This is a genomic window from Pseudoalteromonas sp. 19-MNA-CIBAN-0066 (assembly GCF_040308705.1).
Lineage (GTDB): Bacteria > Pseudomonadota > Gammaproteobacteria > Enterobacterales > Alteromonadaceae > Pseudoalteromonas > Pseudoalteromonas nigrifaciens.
Genome location: NZ_JBEONZ010000002.1, coordinates 1 through 25351, shown reverse-complemented (window position 1 = coordinate 25351; position 25351 = coordinate 1). Strand labels below are relative to the sequence as shown.

The 25351-nt window shown below is 39.5% G+C and carries 23 protein-coding genes; 8 read left to right on the top strand and 15 right to left on the bottom strand.

Features of this window, described 5'->3' with window-relative positions; translation table 11 throughout:
* Positions 1-2 precede the first annotated feature (2 nt).
* The 3 genes from nadK (at position 3) to recN (ending at position 3271) form a co-directional block, all read left to right on the top strand.
* Positions 3-887 carry an NAD(+) kinase gene (gene nadK, locus AAEZ18_RS01555; RefSeq protein WP_086993357.1) on the top strand — a complete coding sequence of 295 codons (885 nt, stop codon included), beginning with the start codon at positions 3-5 and terminating at the stop codon, positions 885-887.
* Positions 888-964: 77 nt separating this feature from the next.
* Positions 965-1522, top strand: a complete 558-nt coding sequence (locus AAEZ18_RS01550; protein WP_089368105.1) for a hypothetical protein — start codon at positions 965-967, stop codon at positions 1520-1522.
* A gap of 75 nt (positions 1523-1597) precedes the next feature.
* Entirely contained in the window at positions 1598-3271 is a 1674-nt protein-coding gene (gene recN / locus AAEZ18_RS01545; protein ID WP_089368104.1) for a DNA repair protein RecN, read from the top strand.
* 688 nt (positions 3272-3959) lie between these two features.
* Here the strand turns inward: recN and AAEZ18_RS01540 are convergent.
* On the bottom strand, positions 3960-4298 hold the full coding sequence (locus tag AAEZ18_RS01540) for a Grx4 family monothiol glutaredoxin (RefSeq protein ID WP_004335359.1): 339 nt from the start codon (positions 4296-4298) through the stop codon (positions 3960-3962).
* Between the two features lie 267 nt (positions 4299-4565).
* Here AAEZ18_RS01540 and AAEZ18_RS01535 point away from each other — a divergent pair, with 267 nt between their 5' ends.
* From AAEZ18_RS01535 to AAEZ18_RS01520, 4 genes are all read left to right on the top strand, one after another.
* The gene (locus AAEZ18_RS01535; protein WP_011327899.1) at positions 4566-5147 is read left to right on the top strand and encodes a superoxide dismutase; all 582 of its coding nucleotides are present in this window, start codon (positions 4566-4568) and stop codon (positions 5145-5147) included.
* Positions 5148-5357: 210 nt separating this feature from the next.
* Positions 5358-7280, top strand: a complete 1923-nt coding sequence (locus AAEZ18_RS01530) for a PrkA family serine protein kinase (RefSeq protein WP_011327898.1) — start codon at positions 5358-5360, stop codon at positions 7278-7280.
* A gap of 30 nt (positions 7281-7310) precedes the next feature.
* A complete protein-coding gene (locus tag AAEZ18_RS01525; RefSeq protein ID WP_089368102.1) occupies positions 7311-8594 on the top strand; it encodes a YeaH/YhbH family protein in 1284 nt (427 codons plus the stop codon).
* Between the two features lie 19 nt (positions 8595-8613).
* Entirely contained in the window at positions 8614-10128 is a 1515-nt protein-coding gene (locus AAEZ18_RS01520; RefSeq protein WP_041454394.1) for a SpoVR family protein, read from the top strand.
* A gap of 78 nt (positions 10129-10206) precedes the next feature.
* On the opposite strand, the gene AAEZ18_RS01515 is transcribed toward AAEZ18_RS01520, so the two are convergent.
* Together AAEZ18_RS01515 and AAEZ18_RS01510 are read right to left on the bottom strand one after the other, a co-directional pair.
* Entirely contained in the window at positions 10207-11178 is a 972-nt protein-coding gene (locus AAEZ18_RS01515; protein WP_011327895.1) for a sensor domain-containing diguanylate cyclase, read from the bottom strand.
* Between the two features lie 5 nt (positions 11179-11183).
* Complete coding sequence (locus tag AAEZ18_RS01510) at positions 11184-12188, bottom strand: response regulator (RefSeq protein ID WP_011327894.1); 1005 nt, start codon at positions 12186-12188, stop codon at positions 11184-11186.
* Positions 12189-12414: 226 nt separating this feature from the next.
* Between AAEZ18_RS01510 and tpx the strand changes: the two genes are divergently transcribed.
* On the top strand, positions 12415-12996 hold the full coding sequence (tpx, locus tag AAEZ18_RS01505) for a thiol peroxidase (RefSeq protein ID WP_011327893.1): 582 nt from the start codon (positions 12415-12417) through the stop codon (positions 12994-12996).
* Between the two features lie 73 nt (positions 12997-13069).
* On the opposite strand, the gene adk is transcribed toward tpx, so the two are convergent.
* The 12 genes from adk to AAEZ18_RS01445 form a co-directional block, all read right to left on the bottom strand.
* Positions 13070-13714, bottom strand: coding sequence for an adenylate kinase (gene adk / locus AAEZ18_RS01500; RefSeq protein ID WP_011327892.1), 645 nt, complete (start codon positions 13712-13714; stop codon positions 13070-13072).
* A 164-nt stretch (positions 13715-13878) separates the two neighbouring features.
* Positions 13879-15792 (bottom strand): molecular chaperone HtpG, encoded by a 1914-nt coding sequence (gene htpG / locus AAEZ18_RS01495; protein WP_086993345.1) that lies wholly within the window; start codon positions 15790-15792, stop codon positions 13879-13881.
* A gap of 110 nt (positions 15793-15902) precedes the next feature.
* Positions 15903-16616 (bottom strand): RluA family pseudouridine synthase, encoded by a 714-nt coding sequence (locus AAEZ18_RS01490; RefSeq protein ID WP_011327890.1) that lies wholly within the window; start codon positions 16614-16616, stop codon positions 15903-15905.
* 197 nt (positions 16617-16813) lie between these two features.
* Complete coding sequence (locus AAEZ18_RS01485) at positions 16814-17983, bottom strand: alginate export family protein (protein WP_089368032.1); 1170 nt, start codon at positions 17981-17983, stop codon at positions 16814-16816.
* A 980-nt stretch (positions 17984-18963) separates the two neighbouring features.
* The gene (recR, locus tag AAEZ18_RS01480) at positions 18964-19572 is read right to left on the bottom strand and encodes a recombination mediator RecR (RefSeq protein WP_011327887.1); all 609 of its coding nucleotides are present in this window, start codon (positions 19570-19572) and stop codon (positions 18964-18966) included.
* 6 nt (positions 19573-19578) lie between these two features.
* Positions 19579-19905: a YbaB/EbfC family nucleoid-associated protein gene (locus AAEZ18_RS01475; protein WP_011327886.1), complete on the bottom strand. Its 327-nt coding sequence runs from the start codon at positions 19903-19905 to the stop codon at positions 19579-19581.
* Between the two features lie 63 nt (positions 19906-19968).
* Entirely contained in the window at positions 19969-22503 is a 2535-nt protein-coding gene (gene dnaX / locus AAEZ18_RS01470) for a DNA polymerase III subunit gamma/tau (protein WP_089368031.1), read from the bottom strand.
* Positions 22504-22506: 3 nt separating this feature from the next.
* Positions 22507-23052, bottom strand: coding sequence for an adenine phosphoribosyltransferase (gene apt, locus AAEZ18_RS01465; protein ID WP_011327884.1), 546 nt, complete (start codon positions 23050-23052; stop codon positions 22507-22509).
* A 163-nt stretch (positions 23053-23215) separates the two neighbouring features.
* Positions 23216-23338, bottom strand: coding sequence for a hypothetical protein (locus AAEZ18_RS01460; protein WP_011327883.1), 123 nt, complete (start codon positions 23336-23338; stop codon positions 23216-23218).
* Positions 23339-23410: 72 nt separating this feature from the next.
* Positions 23411-24163: an HvfC family RiPP maturation protein gene (locus tag AAEZ18_RS01455; protein WP_011327882.1), complete on the bottom strand. Its 753-nt coding sequence runs from the start codon at positions 24161-24163 to the stop codon at positions 23411-23413.
* Positions 24164-24208: 45 nt separating this feature from the next.
* On the bottom strand, positions 24209-25066 hold the full coding sequence (locus tag AAEZ18_RS01450; protein ID WP_440589481.1) for an HvfB family MNIO-type RiPP peptide maturase: 858 nt from the start codon (positions 25064-25066) through the stop codon (positions 24209-24211).
* A gap of 93 nt (positions 25067-25159) precedes the next feature.
* On the bottom strand, positions 25160-25351 hold a 192-nt coding region (locus AAEZ18_RS01445), incomplete at its 5' end, for an HvfA family oxazolone/thioamide-modified RiPP metallophore (RefSeq protein ID WP_502935377.1).

Below are 25351 nucleotides of genomic sequence, written 5' to 3'. Positions count from 1 at the left end.
TTATGGATTCTCCTTTTCGCACTATCGGCCTTATTGGTAAACCAAATCATCCAGATGCGGCGGCAACCTTGCAGCGCCTGCATACATTTTTACTTGCGCTTGGTTTTACAGTTATTGTAGAAAAACGCACAGGAAGCCAACTTATTGATATACCAAAAAATAAGTTAGTTAAACTGGTCGACTTAGGTGAACAAGCTGATTTAGCCATTGTAGTAGGTGGCGATGGCAATATGCTTGGCGCAGCGCGTGTATTAGCACGCTTTAATATAGCCGTTATAGGTGTAAACCGAGGCAATCTTGGGTTTTTAACCGATTTAAACCCCGAAGGTTTCGAAGCCAGTTTAGAGCAGGTACTCAGCGGTGAGTATGTTGAAGAAAAGCGCTTCTTACTCGAAGTAGAAGTGTATCGTCATAACGAACTTAAAAGTGCAAACTCGGCTGTAAACGAAGCCGTTTTACATGCCGACAAAGTAGCGCATATGATTGAGTTTGAAGCCTTTATAAATAACGACTTTGTGTTTTCTCAGCGCTCTGATGGACTTATTGTATCTACCCCTACCGGCTCAACTGCTTATTCACTATCGGGGGGCGGCCCTATTCTTACTCCTGAGCTTAACGCAATAGCACTAGTGCCTATGTTTCCACATACTTTATCGAGCCGACCTCTGGTAGTTGATGCCGATAACGAAGTACGCTTAAAACTAAGCCTTGAGAACACCGATAGTTTGCAAGTTAGCTGCGACAGCCATGTGGTACTCGCCGTTTTACCTGGTGATGAGGTGGTCATTAAAAAAGCCGATAAAAAGCTGCGCCTTATTCATCCTAAAAATTACTCTTATTACAACGTATTACGCCAAAAGCTCAATTGGGGCAGTCGTTTATACTAATTTTATTGCTAAGTATCGTGCTTTAGAGCAAAATATATTTTTTATAAAATAGCTAACCAAATCAGGATTGTGCGGCAATGACTTATATTGTTTTTTTTGCTTTATTATTATTAATTACATTATTAGCTAGTTATTTAATTGTTGAAAATAACCGTAAAAAAGCAATCGAAGCGAAAAAAAAGCTTTTTAATGCTCGAGTATCACAAGTTAATACTCGCTTAAAGCTAAAGCTCAATGAGTTACTTGACGCTAAGCTTATCCGACCCAAATACCTGCCACGTATACAAGCCATTGTAAGCAATTTTTTTGTGGTGCAAGCTCACACGGATGAAAACCTAAACCAGTTAGAAAGTACTGCCGATTTACTTATTAATATACTGTCGAACGAGTTAATTAAAACTTATCAAAGCAATGTTTCTCAAAATTTAGTCGATAATATCCAGTACTTTGTAGCGGAACTTCCCTTGCAAGGTATTTTATATAACAAGACTTTTTATCAAACTATTTTACCCGCCCTTATTGTTAATATTAAAACAGAAGACATAGAACAACTCGCTGATAATATTAATAATGCTGACGAAACAAGCGAAACTAATAGCCATTCTAAAATTATTCAAGATGAAGAAATTGCGTAAGTCATAAAAATTTAATTTGCAAAAAACCAAAACACTGTATAAATTAACAGTCAATTGACTGGATGGATAAACAGTATGTTAATTGGTTTAGAAATTAAAAATTTCGCAATTGTAAGTAATTTAAGTACAGAGTGGCAAAACGGCATGACCGCAATTACCGGTGAAACGGGTGCGGGTAAGTCGATTGCTATTGATGCCCTTTCGCTATGTTTAGGCGAGCGCGCCGAAGCCTCAGCTGTGCGCCCAAACACAGATAAAGCGGAAGTATGCGCGCAATTTGATTTAAGTAATTTACCCCTCGCTCATGCTTTTTTAGAACAAAATATGTTGAGTAACACCGATAACGAATGTTTATTGCGCCGCGTGGTGTGTAAAAATGGCCGCAGCAAAAGCTACATTAATGGCAGCGCTGTAACAGCAGCGCAACTAAAAGAGCTTGGCCAGTATTTAATTTCGATTCATGGCCAACATGCCCACCAACACTTGTTAAAAGCCGAGCATCAACTGCAGCTACTAGATGCCTATGCCGGACATCATAATTTGGTCAGTGGCGTTAGCCAAAGCTATAAGCAATTTGCTAATTTACAAAAAGAATTTAAACACTTACAACAACAACAGCAGCAGCAAGCTGCGCAAAAACAACTATTAGAATACCAAGTAGCAGAACTTAACGAGTTTGCCCTACAAGAAGGTGAGTTTGAACAAATAGAAGCTGAGCATTACAAGTTAAGTAATAGCCAAACGATTTTAGAAACGTGTCAGCGTGAGTTACAGCATTTATACGAAAGTGATGAGCAAAATGCTTGTTCGTTATTGCAACACAGCGCGCAACAGTTTTCTGAGCTGGCACAATATGACGAAACATTAGCAAGTGTAGCTACATTGCTTGCAGAGGCCGCAGTACAAGTAGAAGAAGCTAGCCGAGAAGTGCGCAGTTACACTGAGCAGGCCGATTTAGATCCTGCTCGCTTGGTGGAGGTAGAAAACAGATTAAGCGGCGCTATGGATTTAGCGCGTAAACACCATATTAAACCACAGGCATTGGTTGAGTTTCATCAAGCTATTAGTCAAGAACTCGAGTCTATTAGCAATAACAGCTCTCGCTTAGAGCAGTTAGAATCTGAAATTGAAAACACACTTAGCCATTATCAACATGCTAGTGAACAGCTAAGCCAAAGCCGCCGTGAGTATGCTAATACACTAAACCGCTTAATTAGTAACAGCATGGCAAACCTGTCAATGGAAAACGGTATATTTGAAATTGCCCTAACTCAAGAAACAGAACGCGCACCAAATAGCTTAGGCTACGACAATGTATCGTTTTTAGTATCAACTAACCCAGGACAACCATTACAACCATTAGCAAAGGTTGCATCGGGTGGTGAGCTGTCGCGTATAAGTTTAGCTATTCAGGTAATTATTGCGCAAAAAGTCACAACACCTACCCTTATTTTTGATGAAGTTGATGTGGGGATCTCCGGCCCAACGGCCTCTGCTGTTGGTAAGTTATTGCGTCAATTAGGTAAGTCTACCCAAGTGATTTGTGTTACCCATTTACCGCAAGTAGCCAGCAGTGCGCATCAACAGTTTTTTGTTGCTAAAGAAATAGCAAATGGAGAAACTTTTACCCATATGCAGCCTTTAAACAAAGATGGCAGAGTTAACGAAATAGCACGCCTATTAGGGGGTGATAATATAAGTAAAACAGCAAAAGCAAATGCTAAAGAGCTAATAATGGCACACGCTTAATATTACTTTTATACGTTTATTTTAATATGTGGTTAGTAGGGTTAAGAGTTAAGGATTAAAATGCAAAATACAGTTGCCTACTTTTGTTTAACTTCGGGCTGGTTAGTGTTAATCGTTAGCCTTGTTTTTCTAATTTTGAGTACCTTTAAACATACTCACTTTAAGCAGATTTTATTGCGCTATTTAAATACAGCATTGGTATGGCAGTTATTGGTCACGCTGGTTTTTATAATGAATAATACAACAGCCACTTTAAACAATTTTATTATTAGTTGTGGGGTAATAATTACATTGCAATTGCTATGTAATTTAGCCTGTTATTTAGGTTTAAAACGCGCAAAAGCAAAAGGCAGACCCTCTTTAGATCATTTTTCTATGGACTAAGTGTTCCTGCATTTTATTCAAGCAATAAATAAAGAACTTACAGTGTAGTAAAGCGTTTTAATGTGCTGCTTTGATGTTGGCTTTTAGTAGGTATTTTATTGCTGAGCTACTCAACTTTTTAAGTCTAAAAGCTAATGTTGCAGCATTTACGCACGTCTAATTTGGTTTGGCTGGTAAGTTTTTAATGATTAATTTATCGATAAGAAACGATTAATAAAAAACAATAAAACCACTATAAAAGTGGTTTTATTGTTTTAGCAAAATTTTGTATCAATACACCTTAAAAAGCGTGCTTATCGAGATATTATTCTGCGTCAGCTTCTTTATATTTAGCTGCTGTTTCAGTAATTAATGGTTGTAATTCACCACGCTGAAACATTTCGATGATAATATCACAACCACCAACTAATTCGCCATCTACCCATAACTGTGGGAATGTAGGCCAATTTGCATAAGCAGGAAGCTCAGCACGAATGTCTGGATTAAGTAAAATATCAACATATGCAAATGGTTCACCACATGACATTAACGCTTGCGATGCTTGTGAAGAAAAACCACAGTTAGGCAACTTAGGTGATCCTTTCATGAAAAGGATTATTGGGTTTTCTGAAATTTGCTGTTTAATTTTATCAATGGTTTCCATCTACAACCTCAAAATGACGATAATTTAATATACCTAAGGCCTTGAAAATAACTCAGTGAGACCATAGATCTATAACTTAAAATGGGCAAATAAAGCCGCAATTGAAATAGTCTTTAGCAATAGCATTGCTGTTTGCTAAAACTTGAGTAGAATACTCAACAATTATAGTAACACTATATTCCCGTTTGGTATAGATAACTGGCCTGTTCCAACAGGCATTACGTATTACTAAATCGACTATTAACTAAAAGAAGATGGAGATAAAAAATGGCATTTGAACTACCGTCACTACCATATGCAATTGATGCACTTGAGCCGCATATTTCAAAAGAAACTCTTGAGTTTCATCATGGTAAACATCACAACACTTATGTTGTTAAACTTAATGGTTTGATCCCAGGCACTAAGTTTGAAAACAAATCTCTTGAAGAAATCGTATGTTCATCAGACGGTGGCGTGTTTAACAACGCTGCACAAATCTGGAACCATACGTTCTACTGGAACAGTTTATCGCCAAATGGCGGTGGTGCACCGACTGGCGCGGTTGCTGATGCAATCAATGCTAAATGGGGCTCTTTTGATGCATTTAAAGAAGCATTAAACGACAAAGCAGTTAATAACTTTGGTTCTAGCTGGACTTGGTTAGTTAAACTAGCTGATGGTTCACTAGACATAGTTAACACTTCTAACGCTGCTACACCATTAACTGATGATGGCGTTACTCCAATCCTAACTGTGGATTTATGGGAACACGCTTACTACATCGATTACCGTAACGTTCGTCCAGATTACCTTAAAGGTTTTTGGTCGCTAGTTAACTGGGAATTCGCGAACGCTAACTTCGCTTAATTAGCCCTTAAAAGCTAAATTTAAAAAGACGCTGCGGCGTCTTTTTTTATGCTTGGTAAATTACCATCTCCTTGTACAAGTACCTCTTATATTAAAAAGTCAAGATCATAATTTTTAATATAAATTTTTAATTTTATTGCACAAAAATTCAAAATCGTGACTAGACTTTAAGAAGTTAAGCTATTTTTAAAGTGGGTTTTGGAGGTCTTTATGACGATTTTTGATCATTACCAAGCACGATACGAAGCTGGACAAGAAGAAGAGTACAGTATTGCTGAGTTTTTAGATATTTGTAAAACCGACAAATCTGCCTACGCAAGTGCCCCTGAGCGCCTACTAATGGCAATTGGCGAGCCACAAATGATAGACACAGCAACAGACGCACGCTTAAGTCGATTATTTTCTAATCGTGTAGTAGCACGCTATCCTGCCTTTGCTGATTTTTATGGTATGGAAGATGCCATCGAACAAATTGTTTCTTATTTAAAACACGCCTCTCAAGGCCTAGAAGAATGTAAACAAATTCTTTATTTATTGGGTCCGGTTGGTGGTGGTAAATCATCTATTGCCGAAAAACTGAAATACTTGATGCAACAAGTACCCATTTATTCTATTAAAGGCTCCCCTGTAAACGACCACCCGCTGTCATTATTCGATCCGATTGAAGATGCTAAATTACTTGAACAAGAATACGGCATTAAACCACGCTATTTGAAAACTATTATGTCGCCTTGGGCCGGAAAACGCTTAAAAGAATTTAATGGCGACATTAGTCAATTTAAAGTGGTTAAGCGCTACCCTTCTATTTTAAATCAAATAGGGATTGCCAAAACTGAGCCTGGGGATGAAAACAACCAAGATATTTCGGCATTAGTAGGTAAAGTAGATATTCGCCAACTAGAACATTTTGCACAAAATGATCCCGATGCTTACGCCTACTCTGGATCTTTATGTTTAGCAAACCAGGGCTTAATGGAGTTTGTTGAGATGTTTAAAGCGCCTATTAAGGTACTGCATCCTCTGCTAACAGCCACCCAAGAGGGTAACTACAACGGTACTGAAGGTATTAGTGCTCTGCCCTTTAACGGCATGATACTAGCCCACTCTAACGAATCTGAGTGGCAAACTTTTAAAAACAATAAAAACAATGAGGCATTCCTAGACCGGGTATATATTGTTAAGGTTCCTTATTGCTTACGTGTTACCGAAGAAATTAAAATTTACGATAAGCTACTTCAACACAGTGAGTTGTACAACGCGCCATGCGCCCCGGGAACACTTAAAATTTTAGCGCAGTTTTCAACGCTATCACGATTAAAAGAGCCTGAAAACTCGAGCCTTTTTTCAAAAATGCGAGTGTATGACGGCGAAACCCTAAAAGACACCGACCCTAAAGCTAAATCGTATCAAGAGTATCGAGATTATGCTGGGGTTGATGAAGGTATGACAGGACTTTCTACCCGTTTTGCTTTTAAAATTTTATCGCGAGTATTTAATTTTGACACCCTAGAGGTTGCTGCGAATCCAGTACATTTATTTTATGTGTTAGAACAACAAATTGAGCGTGAGCAGTTTGCATCTGATACCGAAGAGCGTTATTTGAGCTTTTTAAAAGGCTATTTAATTCCGCAATATGTGGAGTTTATTGGTAAGGAGCTGCAAACCGCATACTTAGAGTCGTACTCTGAATACGGACAAAATATTTTTGACCGTTATGTTATTTACGCCGACTTTTGGATTCAAGATCAAGAATACCGCGACCCCGATACTGGCCAACTATTTGACCGTGATGCCCTTAATGCAGAACTTGAAAAAATAGAAAAGCCAGCGGGTATTTCTAATCCAAAAGATTTTCGTAACGAAATAGTAAACTTTGTGCTTAGGGCTCGAGCGCACCATAATGGTAAAAACCCACTGTGGACCAGCTACGAAAAATTGCGCACCGTGATCGAGAAAAAAATGTTCTCTAATACCGAAGATTTGCTACCCGTTATTTCGTTTAATACCAAAACCTCTGCCGAGGATCAGCAAAAACACGAAGACTTTGTTAATCGTATGGTCGAAAAAGGCTACACACAAAAACAAGTGCGGTTGTTATCTGAATGGTATTTACGGGTTAGAAAATCGCAATAACCTTCATATTGGTAGTTTAGGAGGTAATTAATGGCGCATTTTATAGATAGGCGATTAAACGCAAAGAATAAAAGCACGCTTAATCGCCAGCGCTTTATTAGGCGCTATAAAAAACAAATTAAAGAGGCGGTTTCTGATGCGATTAATAAACGCAGTGTCACCGACGCAAGTTCGGGAGAGAGTATTTCTATTCCGCAACGCGATATTAGCGAACCTACATTTCATCAAGGAAAAGGCGGCAATAGAGAACAAATACATCCAGGGAACGATCAGTTCTCTACTGGCGATAAAGTAGAGCGCCCTAAAGGTGGGCAAGGTGGTGGCGCAGGAGGCGGTGAAGCGAGCGACTCGGGAGAAGGCCAAGACGAATTTGTATTTTCGATTTCAAAGGATGAATATTTAGATTTATTGTTTGAGGATTTAGAGCTGCCAAACTTGCAAGAAAATCAGCTCGACAAACTAGTACAAATGAAAACTCATCGCGCTGGTTTTTGCAGCGATGGTATGCCAAGTAATATTGATATTGTACGCTCACTCAAAGGCTCGTTAGCACGGCGCGTGGCCATGAGCGCAGGTAAAAAGCGTTTATTAGCAGAGCTTGAAGCTCAGTTAGTTATTTTACTTGCACAAGCACATCCTGATAAAGCTGCTATTGTGCTGTTAAACAGTGAAATTGAACTAATTAAAAAGCAAATTAAGGCAGTGCCTTTTATTGATAATTACGACTTACGTTTTCGTAATTACGAAAAGCGCCCTCACCCTACCAGCAAAGCCGTGATGTTTTGTATTATGGATGTGTCTGGCTCTATGGATCAGGCCACAAAAGACATGGCTAAGCGCTTTTATATTTTGCTATATCAGTTTTTAACACGCAGCTATAAAGACATTGAAGTAGTATATATTCGCCATCACACGCAAGCTAAAGAAGTTGACGAACAAGAGTTTTTTTACTCCCAAGAGACCGGCGGCACGATTGTTTCGAGTGCCCTTAAACTCATGGACGAAATAATTAAAGAGCGCTACAACTCTGAACAATGGAATGTGTATGCCGCGCAAGCGTCTGATGGTGATAACTGGGCAGACGACACACCGCAATGTGGACAAATTTTGCGTAATAAATTATTAAACGCAGTGCGCTATTTTGCCTATATAGAAATAACCACACGGGCGCATCAAAGTTTATGGCGCGAGTATCAAGACATAACCCAAAGCCATGCTAATTTTGCCATACAACATATTCAAAGCGTTGAGGATATTTACCCTATTTTTAGAGAGCTATTTAAAAAAGGTCGTCAGCAGCAAGGGGCTGCATAGCCTAAGCGAGGTAGTAAATATGAAGGATAAACATATAAGTGATGGCCCAGATTGGACTTTTGAGTTATTGGCCCAGTACCGTGATGAAATAGCCCGTGTTGCACAGCACTATCGCTTAGACACGTACCCTAATCAAATTGAAGTGATCACCGCTGAGCAGATGATGGATGCCTATTCTAGCGTTGGTATGCCTATAGGCTATAGCCATTGGTCATACGGTAAAAAGTTTATTCAAACTGAGCAAAATTATAAACGCGGTCAAATGGGATTAGCCTACGAAATCGTCATTAACTCCGATCCATGTATTGCCTATTTAATGGAAGAAAACACCCTGCCCATGCAAGCACTGGTTATGGCGCATGCTTGTTATGGGCATAATTCTTTTTTTAAAGGGAATTACTTATTTAAAACCTGGACCGACGCCGGCTCAATTATCGATTACCTACTGTTTGCTAAAAAGTACATTAGCCGCTGCGAAGAAAAATACGGTATTACTGAGGTAGAAACCCTGCTCGACTCTTGTCATGCGCTAATGAATTACGGCGTAGACAGATACAAGCGCCCGCAACGTATTTCATTATTTGAAGAACAAAAGCGCCAGCAAGAACGAAAAGACTATCTACAATCACAAGTAAACGAGTTGTGGCGCACTATTCCAGCTCAACAACAAGAAGCTAAAAAGCATGAGCGTCATTTTCCACAAGAGCCACAAGAAAATATTTTATACTTTATTGAAAAAAATGCGCCATTGCTAGAGTCATGGCAGCGTGAAATCATTCGGATTGTACGTAAAATATCGCAATATTTTTATCCGCAAAAACAAACCCAGGTGATGAATGAAGGTTGGGCTACATTTTGGCATTATACTATTTTGAATCACTTATATGACGAAGGAAAATTGACTGATTCATTTATGATGGAGTTTTTACAAAGCCACACTAATGTGATTTATCAACCACCTTATAATAGCCAATATTACTCGGGTATAAACCCTTATGCTCTGGGCTTTAATATGATGGTAGACATTCGCCGTATTTGTGAGCAGCCAACAGAGGAAGATAAACGCTGGTTCCCGCAGTATGCTGGCAGTAATTGGCTCGACACGCTGCACTTTGCTATGCAAAACTTTAAAGATGAAAGTTTTATAAGCCAGTTTTTATCACCTAAACTGATCCGTGACTTTAAATTATTTACTATTGTTGATCATACAAATAACCCTCATTTAGAAATAGGTGCTATTCATGATGATAATGGCTATAAAGCAGTGAGAGAGGCGTTATCGGCGCAATATAATTTAAGTAATCACGAGCCTAATATTCAAATCTATAATGTTGATATTAGAGGCGACAGATCTCTTACATTACGTTATGTGCCGCACAATAATATTCCGCTCGCTAACTCACACGATGAAGTACTTAAACATCTTTACCGTTTATGGGGATTTAAAGTAAAGCTAGAACAAGAGTCGAGTAGCGGTGAGGTTTCTATTCTTAGTCAATGTCCAATAGATGATTATCGCCATACCACGGAGTAAATAATCTAGGTTATGGATAATAGATTTATTAAGCAACGCTGCATACTCGCGTTAACTAACCGATATAAAAAATGACGCTTAGGCGTCATTTTTTATATCATCAAACATAGTAATACTATTCCTACCATTGTGTTTTGAATTATAAAGTGCTTTATCGGCAGCCTCAATCCAGCGTTCATGGTTTTTAAATTCATTACTATAAGAGGCAATGCCAATACTAACCGTCATACTCACTAGCTGATCTTTGTAAGCCACCGGGGTTGCCGCAATTAGTTCACGTAAACGCTCGGCTATTATCATCGCACCTTGTTTATCAGTATCGAGTAAGGTGATAGCAAATTCTTCACCACCGTAGCGCCCTGCTATATCTGTTTCGCGCAATGTGCCTTTTAGTAATTTTGCAATATGACGCAATGCCTCGTCACCACAACTGTGGCCGTACTCATCGTTCACTTTTTTAAAGTGGTCAATATCAAACATTAATAAAGTACTGCAACCACCACTGCGTTTAGTACGCAAAAACTCTTGGCGTAACGTATGTTCCCAGTGCCCTCGGTTAGCTAGCTGCGTTAAGCTATCGGTTTGACTAACTTGCTCAAGCTTTTTATTTAACTGTTCGAGTTCTTTTTTATTAACGGCTACATCTGTTACATCGTAAATAATAATACATATATGCTCAACATCACCACGGGTATTTGTTAGTGGAATAAAGGTGGCATTTTGGTACATATAATCAGCTTTGCCGGTAATTGGCCGATAGTTTTTAAAACGAAAGATATAAGGTTGCTGTTCCCAAATTGTAAACGAGCGGTTTTTTAGTACAAACACGGATTCAGATTTACTTCTAAACCACTTTTCATCTATTGCGGGAAATAAATCAAATAAGTCTTTGTGTTTAACTGCGCTTGGCAGTAATCCAGAATGATTTTCCATAAAACCATTCCATACACACACTTTATATTCTCTGTCGAGCACCACTAGGCCCACATCAACAGTATTAAACATATCCATTAACCAATGGATTTCATTCATATTTAAATCAGCTGACATAATCGTTAATCTTCTAATAGGTAGGCAACTTTGTACTTCAAAGTTTTTAGTGAGTCTTCGGTAAATAACAACATCAAATCGCAATTTATATTGTGGTTTTCAATACCGTAACTTATCTCGATTGCTAAGGTACGTTGCCAACGTGGTTTGTTAGATTTAACCAGCTCTGATACATCTCTATGCTGACCCAGTACTATGGGATGCCCTTGGCTAAATGTCATATCAAGTTGTTTAGAGAGTCCAGTTAAAATAGCGCCAATAAGTATATTACTGATATCCATTAACAGCTCTAGCTCTACTTTTTCATTGAGCTCACCGTCGTAGTTCATTAGCGATGCTATTTCTTTAAAGCTCGAGTCATTTAAAAGTAGTAATGCTTCCCCTGATACACCGCCGCCTATAAAGCCTTGGCAGATACCCGAGGTTGAGGTGCTGTTATCAATTGAGCGCAGCGCCATATCAAGCTCATTTACTTCTAGAATATTAACATTAGGTATGGGCAGCTTAACAAATACATTAAGTAACCTTGCGAGTAGGTCGCCTGCTTGCCCCATGGCCACGTTAGTAAGCTCTTGGTATATATCTCGTACATCAGGGTCTACCTGCTCACCTAACGAGTGCGCAAGGCGCTCTCGCATTGCTTTATCTTTAATGCCATGATGTTCAATAATAGTGGCTAGCTTTTCTGCGGAGCAAGGTTTTTGAATAAAATCAATTGCACCTAGCTCTAATACGCGCTCATGTGCCGCCGGCTGAATATCGCCAGAAACCACCACAGTGAGCACATTAAGACCAAGCTCTCGTATCGCTATGAGTACTTCATAACCATCCATTTCCGGCATATTTAAATCAAGAAAAAGAATTTCTGGCTGTATTTTTTTTATTTGGTTTATACAATCTACACCGTCATGCGCAAATTCAATTTTAATATCCCAATCCACTGGTAAAGATCGAGCTAATTGGCGTCTAGCTAATTTTGAATCATCACATATTAGTACCGATGTTGACATATTCTCTCTCTATTTTGACCCTGTTATAGGTATCAAACTGCATTAATAAAGGTTTAATTATTGTTTTTTATATACATATTTTTTACATATGTATGTTATATCAAAGTATACCTTGTTTACAATTTTTGATTAATAAATAAAAGCATCTACTTCTTCTGCTTGGTGAGCACTTCGCAGTATAATACACTTAACGCTATTACAGCCTGAATCTAAAAGGAAATACCCTATGTTTCGCTCGTTAATTTTTGCATTAAGTGCATTTAGTTCTGTGGCCTTTGCTGCCGATTATACCGAAAACACGCTTGATGCTGGCAAAGTATCCGCACAAGGTAAACCTGTTACTTTATTAGGTAAGGGAGTTGCTGTAGGTGATAGCGCACCAGAGTTTAAAGTGGTCGACGCTAACTTTACCCCTGTTACATTGAGTGCGTATAAAGGCCAAGCCGTTTTGATTAGCGTAGTACCTAGTTTAGATACCGGTATTTGCAGCCTACAAACTAAACACTTTAACGAAAAAGTAGCACAACAATTTCCAAACATAACCATGTTGACCATTAGTAGCGATTTACCTTTTGCGCAAAAACGTTTTTGCAAAGCTGAGAACATAGATAAGGTAATTGTGCTTTCTGATTCGGTATGGCACGACTTTGGTCAGAAGTATGGATTTATAATTAAAGATATGGGGCTACTAACACGCGCTGTACTTATTTTAGATAAAAACCATAACGTGGTTTATAAGCAATTAGTGAGTAACCTTGCAACTGAACCAGAATACGCCAGCGTGATTGAAAAACTAAAGGCACTTTAAATTAACCTAAACTCTGCACAAAAAAACCGCTAAATTTTACATTAGCGGTTTTTATTTAATAGAGGACTGTAAATTAGCCTAATAGCTCACCTAACTGTTTGCTAATAGCATCAACAGCTTGTGTACCATCTAGCTTATGATACTGGGTGTTACCCGCAGCAGCTTCTGCTTGGTAGTAATCAACCAATGGCATAGTTTGCTCATGGTAAATACCTAAGCGTTTACGTACTGTTTCTTCAGTATCGTCTGCACGAATAATAAGCTCTTCACCTGTTTCGTTGTCTTTATCTGCCACTTTTGGTGGATTATAAACAACGTGATAAACACGACCAGAACCTGGATGAACACGACGTCCACCCATACGCTCAACAATCACTTCATCAGCAACATCAAATTCAATAACGTGATCAACCACTACGCCATTTTCTTTCATCGCATCAGCTTGTGGAATAGTGCGCGGGAAACCGTCTAATAAAAAACCATTTTCGCAATCAGCTTTAGTAATACGCTCTTTTACTAAACCAATGATAATATCGTCAGAAATTAACTGGCCTGCATCCATTACTTTTTTTGCTTCAAGACCCAGTGGAGTGCCTTCTTTAATTGCTGCACGTAACATATCACCAGTCGAAATTTGTGGAATACCGTATTTATCCATCAAGTACTGAGCTTGAGTGCCTTTACCTGCACCCGGCGCGCCCAAAAGAATAATGCGCATATCATTGTCCCTTAGTAATAGTTTGTTTTTTGAAGCCTGAATTCTTCCATAAGCGCCGCCGATACTCAAGCAACTTATACTAATTGATAAGTCATTAGCGGGCATATAGCGTATAAAAAAGGGAACTTAGGTTCCCTTTTAACTTAATCTTTAATTTTTTAAACTTATTTGCTTAATTCAAGCATAAGTTTATTTAAGCGAGTTACAAACCCTGTAGGGTCTTTAAGTGTGCCACGCTCTGCAAGTAACGCTTGGTCAAGTAATACATGCGACCACTGTGCAAACTTATCTTCGTCTTGCTCATCATTTAAATGCTTAACAAGTTGATGCTCTGGGTTTAGCTCAAACACAGGTTTTGCTTCAGGAGCGGCTTGACCAACCGATTCCATTAGCTTTTGCATTTGTGAGCTCATGTCGTTGTCATCGCTAACAACACATGCTGGAGAGTCGGTTAAACGATGCGTAAAACGCACTTCTTTAACTTCATCACCTAACGCAGTTTTAATACGCTCTACTAAACCGGCAACTTCTTTTTCAGACTCTTCTTGCGCTTTTTTAGTCTCTTCGTCGTCAAGCTTACCTAAGTCTAAATCACCACGGGTGATTGATTGTAGTTGCTTATCAGCAAATTCAGTTAAGTGGCTCATCATCCACTCATCTACACGGTCACTTAGCAGTAATACTTCAATGCCTTTTTTACGGAAAATCTCTAAATGCGGAGAGTTTTTCGCAGCAGTAAACGTATCAGCCACTACGTAGTATATTTTTTCTTGGCCTTCATTCATGCGCTCAACGTATTGCTCAAGCGATACATCTTGCGTTGCTGAATCGGTATGCGTAGAAGAGAAACGTAATAGTTTACAAATTGCTTCTTTATTAGCTGCATCCTCTGCAGGGCCTTCTTTGATCACTTGACCAAATTCATTCCAAAATACTTGGTAATCGTCCGCTTTGTTTTTAGCCATACGCTCAAGCATTTTAATAATACGCGATGTACACCCTTTACGAATAGCTTGCGTTACTTTGTTGTCTTGTAGAATTTCGCGAGATACGTTAAGTGGTAAATCGTTTGAATCTAACAAGCCTTTTACAAAACGTAAATAACTTGGCATGAATTGTTCAGCGTCATCCATAATAAACACGCGTTGTACGTACAGTTTTAAACCACTTTGGCGATCACGATTCCATAAGTCGAATGGCGCTTTTTTAGGGATGTATAACAAACTAGTGTATTCAGTTTTACCTTCTACCTTGTTATGCGCCCAACTTAGTGGATCTTCCCAATCGTGGCTTACGTGCTTGTAAAACTCTTTGTATTCGTCATCTGAAAGCTCTGACTTATCACGAGTCCACAGTGCAGTAGCGCGGTTAATACTTTCCCACTCACCTGGTACTGCTGGGATTTTTTCGCCATCTTCCCCTTCAGACTCTGGCACTTCTGCTTTGTACATTTGTACTGGGGTCGAAATATGATCCGAGTATTTAGTCACTATGCTGCGCAGGCGCCACTCATCAGCAAACTCTTTTTCTTCTTCGCGAAGATGTAGAATAATGTCGGTACCACGGCCTTCTTTTTCAATTTCTTGCAGCGTGTACTCGCCTTCGCCTTGAGACTCCCACTCGTAAGCAGTTGTTTCGCCAGCTTTACGGGTGCGAACCGTTACTAAGTCTGCCACGATAAATGCTGAGTAAAAACCAACACCAAACTGACCAATTAACTGCGAGTCTTTACTTTGATCGCCAGTTAAGTTTTTGAAAAACTCAGCAGTACCCGATTTTGCAATCGTCCCTAAAGAGCTTATTACTTCATCGCGGGTCATACCAATACCATTATCAGAAATAGTAATGGTGTTAGCTTCTTTGTCAGCGCTAATACGCACACGTAAGTCAGCGTCGCCTTGGTACAGATCACCTTGTGATAATGCTAAAAAGCGTAACTTGTCTGCTGCATCTGAGGCATTTGACACAAGTTCACGTAAAAATATTTCTTTATTAGAATAAAGAGAATGAATCATTAAGTTTAATAATTGTTTTACTTCTGTTTGAAAGCCTAATGTTTCTTTTTGTGCTGCAGTCATTTATATATCTCCAATTTGCAAAGTGTCTGCGTTATGCACTTAATATGGGGGGAGCTGCTAGAACTTCAAGGGAAAAAATAAAAAAAGTCCTAACCAATATTGTCTTAAAACTAAAACGTACCAGCGCATTGCATATGAATTTGTTCATTGCTTACCGGGTGCTGAAAATACAAATCACTTGCATGAAGCTGTAAGCGCGCTGCCATATGCTCGCTTTGTGCATTGTTATATAAATCGCACCCTAAAATAGGATGCCCTATAAACTGGCTGTGAATACGCAATTGGTGCGTACGCCCTGTAATGGGTGTAAATTGCACTAAGGTTCGCTGTGGTTGCGTTAGGCGCTGCAGCACTTTATATTCACTTACGGCTGTTTTACCTGTGGTTTCGCAGATTTTAACCCGCGGAAAAAGCAGTTTATCTTTTGCTATCGACGCACTAATTTGCCCTTCGTCGTCAATTAACCATCCGTGTAACATGGCTACATAGCGCTTTTTAATTGTACGCGCCTGAAACTGTTTATTTAGGTGCTTAGAAGCCGCCGCGTTTAATCCCACAATCATAATGCCTGATGTACCTAAGTCTAACCTATGCGGTAACTTAGCCTCAGGGTACGCAGCCGTAATACCTGTTTGCCCATTTACCAAACGATAATGCACAGAATCCCAATTGAGCGGATTTTTACCCGACAAACTCAACAAACCACTGGGTTTGTTGATCAGTAAAATGTCTTCATCGTGATAAACAATCTGCACGCTCTGATCACACTGCGGCGCGACAAAGTTATCAATAGCGCAGGGGGTTAAGTGATGAAATTCAGACATAGTCTTCCTAATAACACATAGCGCCACCTAGGCGGCATGTGTCTGGTTCAAAGTAAAGTGAGTAAATTACACCGGTAAAGCTGAGCGCTGATTAGCTGCTCTGCTAGGGATAACACTTGATACAGGGCCATTTATTAAAAGCAGATAGTAACATTTGCCGCTGTAAAATAACCCATGAATTGGTTAATCAGTGTGACTTAATAGGCAAAATGCAGCATCGCTTCAACAAAAAAGCTTTGATCTTTTTCTAAATTCGCTCTGTTACTCATATTTATATAGCTGGTAATCAGTTCAAAAGAGATTTTTTTTGTATACAAATACTGTGTTGTTAAGCTATAAGTATCGGCAATTTTAGCGCCTTTTAATTGCTCATTAGCAATAAATAGACTCCTGCCAGGACCAAAAATATCGCCCTGTTCGTTCACTCTAAATAATCGACGCATATCCAAACTAATATCAAATTTATCAGTAAGTTGAGCTTGCAATTTTGCGCCTATATGTTTGATATTTGTGGTAGAAAATATACCTGCCTCAGAATAATACGGCGCTTTTGCATATAAAGATCGAAAATATCCATCTTCATGCCCTGCCTCACCGCCCGTTGCATAACTTAAAGTAGGGCCAAACTTTAAGTTTGCGAAAGAATACAGCCCAGAAAACTGTGCAAACCATGCTTTAGTATGCTCACTCTTTACTATGCTGGTTTGATGAGCCACGTGAAAAGTGCTACTAAAACGGCCTGATTTTTTACGATATTGGGCTTCAATAGTGTGTCTGCTTTCGTTATTTTCTGCCGTGGTATCGCGGTACCACATGCTGTGCAGCAGTAATTCAGCTGTGCTCAAGTACACACCTGTTATTCTTTCAGAAGATAAATGTTTATCATCAAACACGCCTGCTTTGCTAACCACAGCATAGCCATGGTATGCATTAATTTGCAGCTGGTTAAGGACGTTATTTTGATACATCACGCCATCGAAGCGTCTTCTTACGTTGGTACCTTCGCGCTTACCTAACAACCTTTGGTCTGCAACTGACCAAACTTGTCGACCTAATTTAATAGCATGATTAGGGCTTGTAACACTCAGATAGCCTTGATGCAGATCAAATTCATTATGCTCAAATGAATATTTTCCTTGTGCAAAAGAGGAATCATACGCAGCAATCGTTTCGAGATAAAATAAGCTATTATTACTAAGTGGCAAATCTGCCTTAAGTAGCAGTCGAGCGAAGTTGGTTGATAAATCAGTATCGGAGAGCTCATTATTTTCAATGTGTTGAAACTTAATACGTCCTTCAACGGCAACCTCAGCCAAAACACAACTACTAAGTAAAAGTAATAGTAAAGACAAACCATATCGAGTCATTTAACTTTCTCCGCACGCGACGACTAGCTAAGCTAGCTCATCAGTTAAACCTAAAGAACCACAATAATTGGTTATCTTTATTGTGTAGCTAAACGGATATTAATTTATTCCAGCCAAGCTATTTACGGTATCGGTGTTGTTTACACTAATTTTTTTGCAAACACAGCTGAAATTATAAGTGATTATTAAAAAGATCAATATTATAAAAAATAGCCTGTTACACTCTACTCACGAGAACGTAATGCCATTGTGCGTATAGTTCTTACTCAAACAGTAAATTACTCGAGGTTTTCAGCTAGTAAAAGCGAATGACATCCCAGATAGCACCTACCAATAAAGCATTAAACACTGAGCACTCCTAATAGAGCCTTAAGGTATAAAATGATAAAAACGATAGCTTATTAAGTGCAGCAATCGTTGTGGCGTTAGTTTCAGCCACGGCTAATGCGAGCAGCGCATATGGATATGGATATGGATATGGAGTGAACTACCCAGCGGCTAAAGATCACAGGGTTTTCTCGTTAAGTAATCGATAAAAATGCAGATCGTATTGCAGCAGGAACAAGTTTACTTGGTTACGATGTATATCGTACAAGCGATATACAGGGTAAATCTGATGGGTTTACTAAGATTAATGAGGCAATGATTGCTGCTAAAGGTTTGCAGATTGCCCAAGTGAAAAGTCGTCACCATTACGCGTTAACCGATACACTGCTATTAACAGAGAGAGTTATTAAACGTATAGTTCGTCACTCTAGTTATAGTCCAATCTCAGCGGTTGCTTAGTCAGCCTATGTAACCTGAGCTCCGGATAATAAACTTAAATATAACTATGATTCAATACGTGAGTAAATCTCTTAACCAAAATTTATCCTAAGCGTCTTACGCGGTTATAATGCTATTAATTAAAGCGAAAATTAATCAGCCGACACAACATAAGTTATGTGGGCTGATTTAGTTATTCAAATAGCCGTGCTAGTTCAGTCTTGTGTTACCGCTCGTCTGCCACTAAAGGCATGCATTAACGTTGTCCCGTCGACTAAGTCAAGCTCACCACCTACCGGTATGCCATGGGCAATACGCGAGGCACCTACTTTGTATTTATGACAAAGCTGGGCAATATAATGTGCGGTGGTTTCGCCTTCAACCGTAGGGTTGGTTGCTAAAATCACCTCACTTATACCGCTTTGAGCCAGCTTTGTCTCTAAAACATCTAGGCCAATTTCTTTAGGGCCAATACCATCAATAGGCGATAAATGCCCCATTAATACAAAGTACAACCCTAAATATTGACCCGTTTGCTCTATAGCAAGTACGTCGCTTGGCGATTCAACAACACATAATATGCCGCTGTCTTGGCGTTTAGTACTTAAACAAATATCGCACTGCGACTGCTCGCAAAAAGTGCGACATGACTCACAATGACCAACCGCCGTCATAGCTTTTGTCAGTGCATTGCCAAGTTGAGTGCCCCCTTTACGGTCGCGCTCTAGCAAGTGAAAAGCAATTCGTTGCGCTGACTTAGGGCCAATGCCCGGCTGACAACGCAATGCTTCTATAAGCTGAGTTAAACTAGCTGAAAGTTGCATATAGGCTTAAAACGGCATTTTCATACCTGGTGGTAATTGCATACCGCCAGTTACTTTACCCATACGCTCTTGTGTTTCGTCTGCTACACGGCGTACAGCATCGTTACATGCAGCTGCAAGTAAGTCTTCAATCATGTCTTTGTCGTCTTGCATTAAGCTCTCATCAAGCTCTACGCGACGAACGTTGTGATTACCTAGCATAGTTACTTTAACTAAACCGGCACCGGCTTCGCCTACAACTTCTAATGTTGCAATTTCGTCTTGGGCTTTTTGCATGCGATCTTGCATTTGCTGCGCCTGCTTCATCATGTTACCCATTCCACCTTTAAACATAACTTTCTCTCTTTCTTTTTTAATACATTAACTAGGTTACTAAATAAGGGCTGTTGTAATAAATTACAATGCCTGAATGCTGTTTTCGTCAATTTCGGCGCTAAATAGCTGCTGAAATTGTACTATATTATCGTCTGAGGTGATCACATCTATTGCTTGCTGATGACGACCTGCATCAATTTTTTGCTGAATTAAGTAAGGCGAATCAATCACCCCTTTAGCAAAATTAATACTCAGTGTTACATTGTGCTCATAAATACTGGATAACACCGCATCAAGTCTTTGGCGTAGCATGGGCGTATCTAAATGTTTTTGTGATTCATCAACATCTATATGCAAATTATTGCCTTGCTTAGTAAAAATAGAGTGCAACGCAAACTGGCGCATACGCCCGCCTAATCCCATGCGTTTAATTAAATATGCCCACTCGTCTTGCTGATGCGCAAAGCGAATTTCGCTTATTGGGCTTTGAAAATCATCAGGCGCTGGAATGCTAGGCTGCGCTACAACAACTTCGGGTACTTTTTGCGGGTTAATTTGCTCAAGTAACTCAGGGGCTAAATTTTCGGTAATTGTTTGGTGCTTTGCTTTAAAGTCTATTTTTCGCTCAGGCTTTGACTCAAACTGAGCTTGGCTTGCTGCCTTGTTTTGGCTCCCCGCTAGTGGGAGCTGTGGCTTTTTTTCGCTCTCACCTGCGAAATCATTAGGCCACGGCGGCGGATTATCTGCGTGTGTTTGCTGCGCATTATTGTTAGCTCTACTGTGATCAATTGCATCGCTATTTGTTGTAACATTTTGCTCATTGCTGTTACTGCTATTAGCTGTAAAACGACTCGGGCGAGTGTTAGCAGAGCTTAAATTTGCTGTATTTTGCTGCTCCGTCTCTTTTGCATTTGAGAGCTTACCCGCACCCGATATATTTCTATCTCTTAAAATACGTGCAATAGCAGATTGCGCTCGCGCTTCTTGTTCGCTAATTGAGGTGTCTGTTGCTTGGCTTTGCTGAGCTTGCGCTGCCGTATTTGTTGCAGGGTTAAACCCTTGATCAACCGCACTACTAATAACATCATCAAACTGTGCAGCTAATGAGTGCTCTAAATTACTTTGCTGTAAGTAGGCTTCATCTTCGCTTTGACGCTGGGCTTGCTCGTCAGTAACGTCATTTGTATGCTGATGTTGCTGAGTTACTAATTGCTCACTCGCCGCTTCATTTGGCACAGCCGACACAATTGTTGGCTCTACTGCTTGATCAACTGCTGGTACCGCAGTTGAAACCTGCTGCGTTGTACTAGAGTTATTATTAAGTGGATCGGGCGCTACGTTTTGCGGCTCTGATAGCTTAGCGACCTCAGCTGGTTTTGGCTCAATAATTTGTGGTTGCGTTGTATCATTAATTTGAGCTGTGCTTGGTAGCGGTTTACTTTTATTTAAAATATCACGTAAGGCACTGGCCTTTGTCGTATTACTTTGCACCGGCTGTGTATTTACAGCTACTGGTTGCTGACTTTGTGTATCAATTGGCTGAAACGCTAACAGCCTCAGCATAATCATTTCAAAGCCTAAACGAGGCTCTGGCGCCCATTGTAGATCTTTTTTACCGTTTAACAGGAGCTGATAGTAAATTTGAATTTGCTGTGGATTTGTATTTTGAGCAACATGCGTGATGTAATCGGCATTTGTTTCATCAAGGGCGGCAGCTTCAGGCACTAATTGGCTTAACTGTGTCAAATGCGTTAATGCAATTAAATCATCTAGTAAGGCCACATAATTAGGATTTCTGCTAGCAACATTAGCTACTTCTTTCATTAGCGCTGCGCCATCTTGGGCAAGTAACGCGGCTAGTAAACTTTGGCTATAATGGGTGTCCATTAAACCAAGCATAGTTTGTACAGCTTGGTTATTAATATCACCATTAGTTTGCGCTATAGCTTGATCGGTTAAGCTAAGTGCATCTCGCATACTACCGTCTGCGGATTTGGCAATAATGCGCAAAGCATCGTCGTCAAAGTTCAGTTTTTCATACGTCAGTACGTGTTCAAGCTGAGTTTTTATTTCACTTTGCGATAACGCATTTAAGTTAAATTGTAAGCAACGAGATAATATAGTGACAGGTAGCTTTTGTGGATCGGTAGTCGCAAGTAAAAACTTCACGTGCTCAGGCGGCTCTTCCAACGTTTTTAGTAGCGCATTAAAGCTGTGCTTAGAAAGCATGTGAACTTCATCGATTAGGTATACTTTATAACGGCCCCGTGTAGGCGCGTATTGTACGTTATCGAGTATTTCGCGAGTATCTTCTACTTTAGTGCGCGAAGCTGCATCTATTTCGAGTAGGTCAATGTAACGTCCTGCTTCTATATCTTTACAGCTACTACATTGACCACACGGATTTGCCGAAATGCCTTCATCACAATTTAAGCTTTTAGCAAAAATACGCGCTATTGTGGTTTTACCCACACCTCGGGTTCCAGTGAATAAATAAGCGTGGTGCAGTCTATTTTGCGTTAGCGCATTAACCAGCGCTTGTTTAACATGAGACTGTCCAACCAATTCATGAAAGGTTTGTGGACGCCATTTTCTCGCTAGAACCTGATAACTCATCGATTACTCGCCTTCGAATTCAACCAATTTTAGGATTTTAATACCCATTTTTGCGATACGCTTTTCACCACCAAGCTCTGGTAATGAAACAACAAATGCTGCATCAGTGGCTTCGCCACCTAATTTTTGCACTAATTTAATGGTTGCTTCAATAGTACCACCGGTTGCTAGTAAGTCATCCACAAGCAATACTTTGTCACCTGGAACGATAGCATCTACATGCAGTTCTAATGTGTCTTCGCCATATTCAAGTAGGTAGTCTTGACGAACAACTTCACGCGGCAGTTTGCCAGGCTTACGCACTGGAATAAATGGAATACCCAAAGCATAAGACAAGGGTGCACCAAAAATAAAACCTCGTGATTCAGTACCAATAATTTTGGTAAAGCCCTGATCTTTATATGCAGCAATAAAAGCATCGATAGTCGCTTTAAATGCATCTGGGTTTGCCATTAGTGTAGTTACATCGCGAAACATAATGCCCGCTTTAGGGTAATCAGCAATAGTAGTTATGCTGTTTTTGATAATTGCTGGTGTTACTTGAGTCATAATTTTAACTGCTCAATGGTTTATATTACAAAGCAGCTGATTATAACCTTAAGTGACCTTTGATTGCGAGTTTGACGTTATTATAAAAGGTGTTTTAACCGTTTCAGTCGAGGGGAAGTTTTATAAATAAGGCTGTTGGTAACAACAGCCTTGAGATAAATAATTAAGATAACACAGCAAACCAGCCAACAATTGCATTTAAGCAACCAATACCTACAAATATAGCTACGAAGCCAAAAAAGTACGCTGCATTGAACGGATCTTTAAATTCTTTATCATCTGACATTTTTACAACCTTTTATTAAGCACGACACATAAGGGCGTCATAATAAACGATGTAAAATAATCTATAAAGAGCTTAAGCTTGATTTTTTGTCACTATAATCCCAAGCTCAGCCATGGCACGTAAAGTAACAAGTGCGCCTTGGGCAATTTGTGCAGCGCTAAACTGCACAGCATGGCGGGTTACTTGCTCGCAAATAGTATCGAGTATCAAACCATCATGCTCACTTATAATCGATAATAACAAGGCTGTCATAGCATTAGTTGTTAAAAATTGAACTTCATCATCGCCATCGCGATATACAACAAAATAATTTGGCTGTGCTGATGGTTGTTGCGGCTGAAACTGTGTACTTATTGTTTGCACCGCAAATTGGTAACTTAAATTACGTGCAGTACTTGATAAGTACAAACGCGCAGAAGCAACCTGATCAGACGCTATGAGTTGCTCATTTTCAGCCTGCTGTGTAATAGCTACATCTAATTCAATCCATTCATAATGGGCAAGCTCGAGCATAAATGGCGGATCATATTTTTGCATCTCATAATTACTTGATAAATAATTAATGAACTCCCCTGCTATATCTAAAAAATACGGTGAGTGACAATCATATTCACTAAAAAATCGGCGAATAAGCATTTGCCATTGTTTATCGCTGTATAAGGTTTTTAACACCGGAAAACCTGACGAAATAAACCCAACAATATTATTAAAAAATAAATCGCGGTAAATCGCCATGCGTCTATCTTCAATTCCTTGCGGCTTTTTATTTTGGCTGGGTTTGCGAATATGCGCCATAAATTCGTTTTGTATTTCAATAAAGCTCATAACTAAATACTCCTTTTGCAGGCACTCTAGGTTCAGACATGCTTATTAAGCTCGCTGTTTGATTAATGATTTATCAAGGTATTTTGCTTGCAGGTTATGAATAATATCTAGCTCTTTGGTTAATACATTAATGGTCGGTATATTAAAATCTCGCTCGAGCAACGTCGAAAATACACCGTGAGTTTGGTACGCTTTATCGAGTAACTGCCAAACTGGGTCAATTACATCTGCACCATGAGTATCTACAATTAGATCATCTGCTTCATTGTAATGCCCAGCTACATGGCCGTAAGCAATGCGCTGTGTAGGTAATCCGGTTAAAAAGGCTTCGGCGTCATAACCATGGTTTACTGAGTTCACATAAATATTATTCACATCGAGTAACAGCTTACAATCAGCTTGCTCTAAAATAGCATTAGTAAACGCCAGCTCTGACATTTTCTGCCCTGGGGCTGCGTAATAAGACACATTTTCTATAGCAATTTGGCGCCCTAATATATCTTGTACTTGTTTGATACGCGGCACTACATGAGCAATCGCTTCTAAAGTAAACGGAATAGGCATTAAATCGTACATATGCCCAGTGCCAGAGCAGTAACTTAAGTGCTCGCTGTAAATTTTTACATCATGTTCATCAAAAAACTTTTTAAGTGATTTTACAAATTCAATATCAATTGGCGCAGTTGAGCCAATTGAGAGCGATAAGCCATGACAAGCAAAACTATTAGCACTGGTTAATGCTTTAAATTGTTTTTTAAAACGCCCACCTAATTTCAGCCAATTTTCTGGAGCAACTTCCATAAAATCGACTTGTTTAGGTACATGCATTAGTAACTCGTCAAGCATTTCTCTGCGTAAGCCTAAACCAACCATACCTAAGTCAGTATTTATAATTTGTGTCATAACCACTCCCAACAAAAAGGGCCAACCGGCCCTTTATTCTATATGGTATTAAAGTATTTAACCTGAAGTAAAGTTATTCTACTTTAATAAATTTTAATGACCGCCACACTTACCTTCACCACACTTGCCTTCTTTTTTGGCTTTTGCATCTACGTCACTTTTAGCTTCGCCACATTTGCCTTCTTTTTTAGCTTTTGCATCTGCGCCACATTTAGCTTCGCCACATTTGCCTTCTTTTTTAGCTTTTGCATCTGCGCCGCATTTAGCTTCGCCACATTTGCCTTC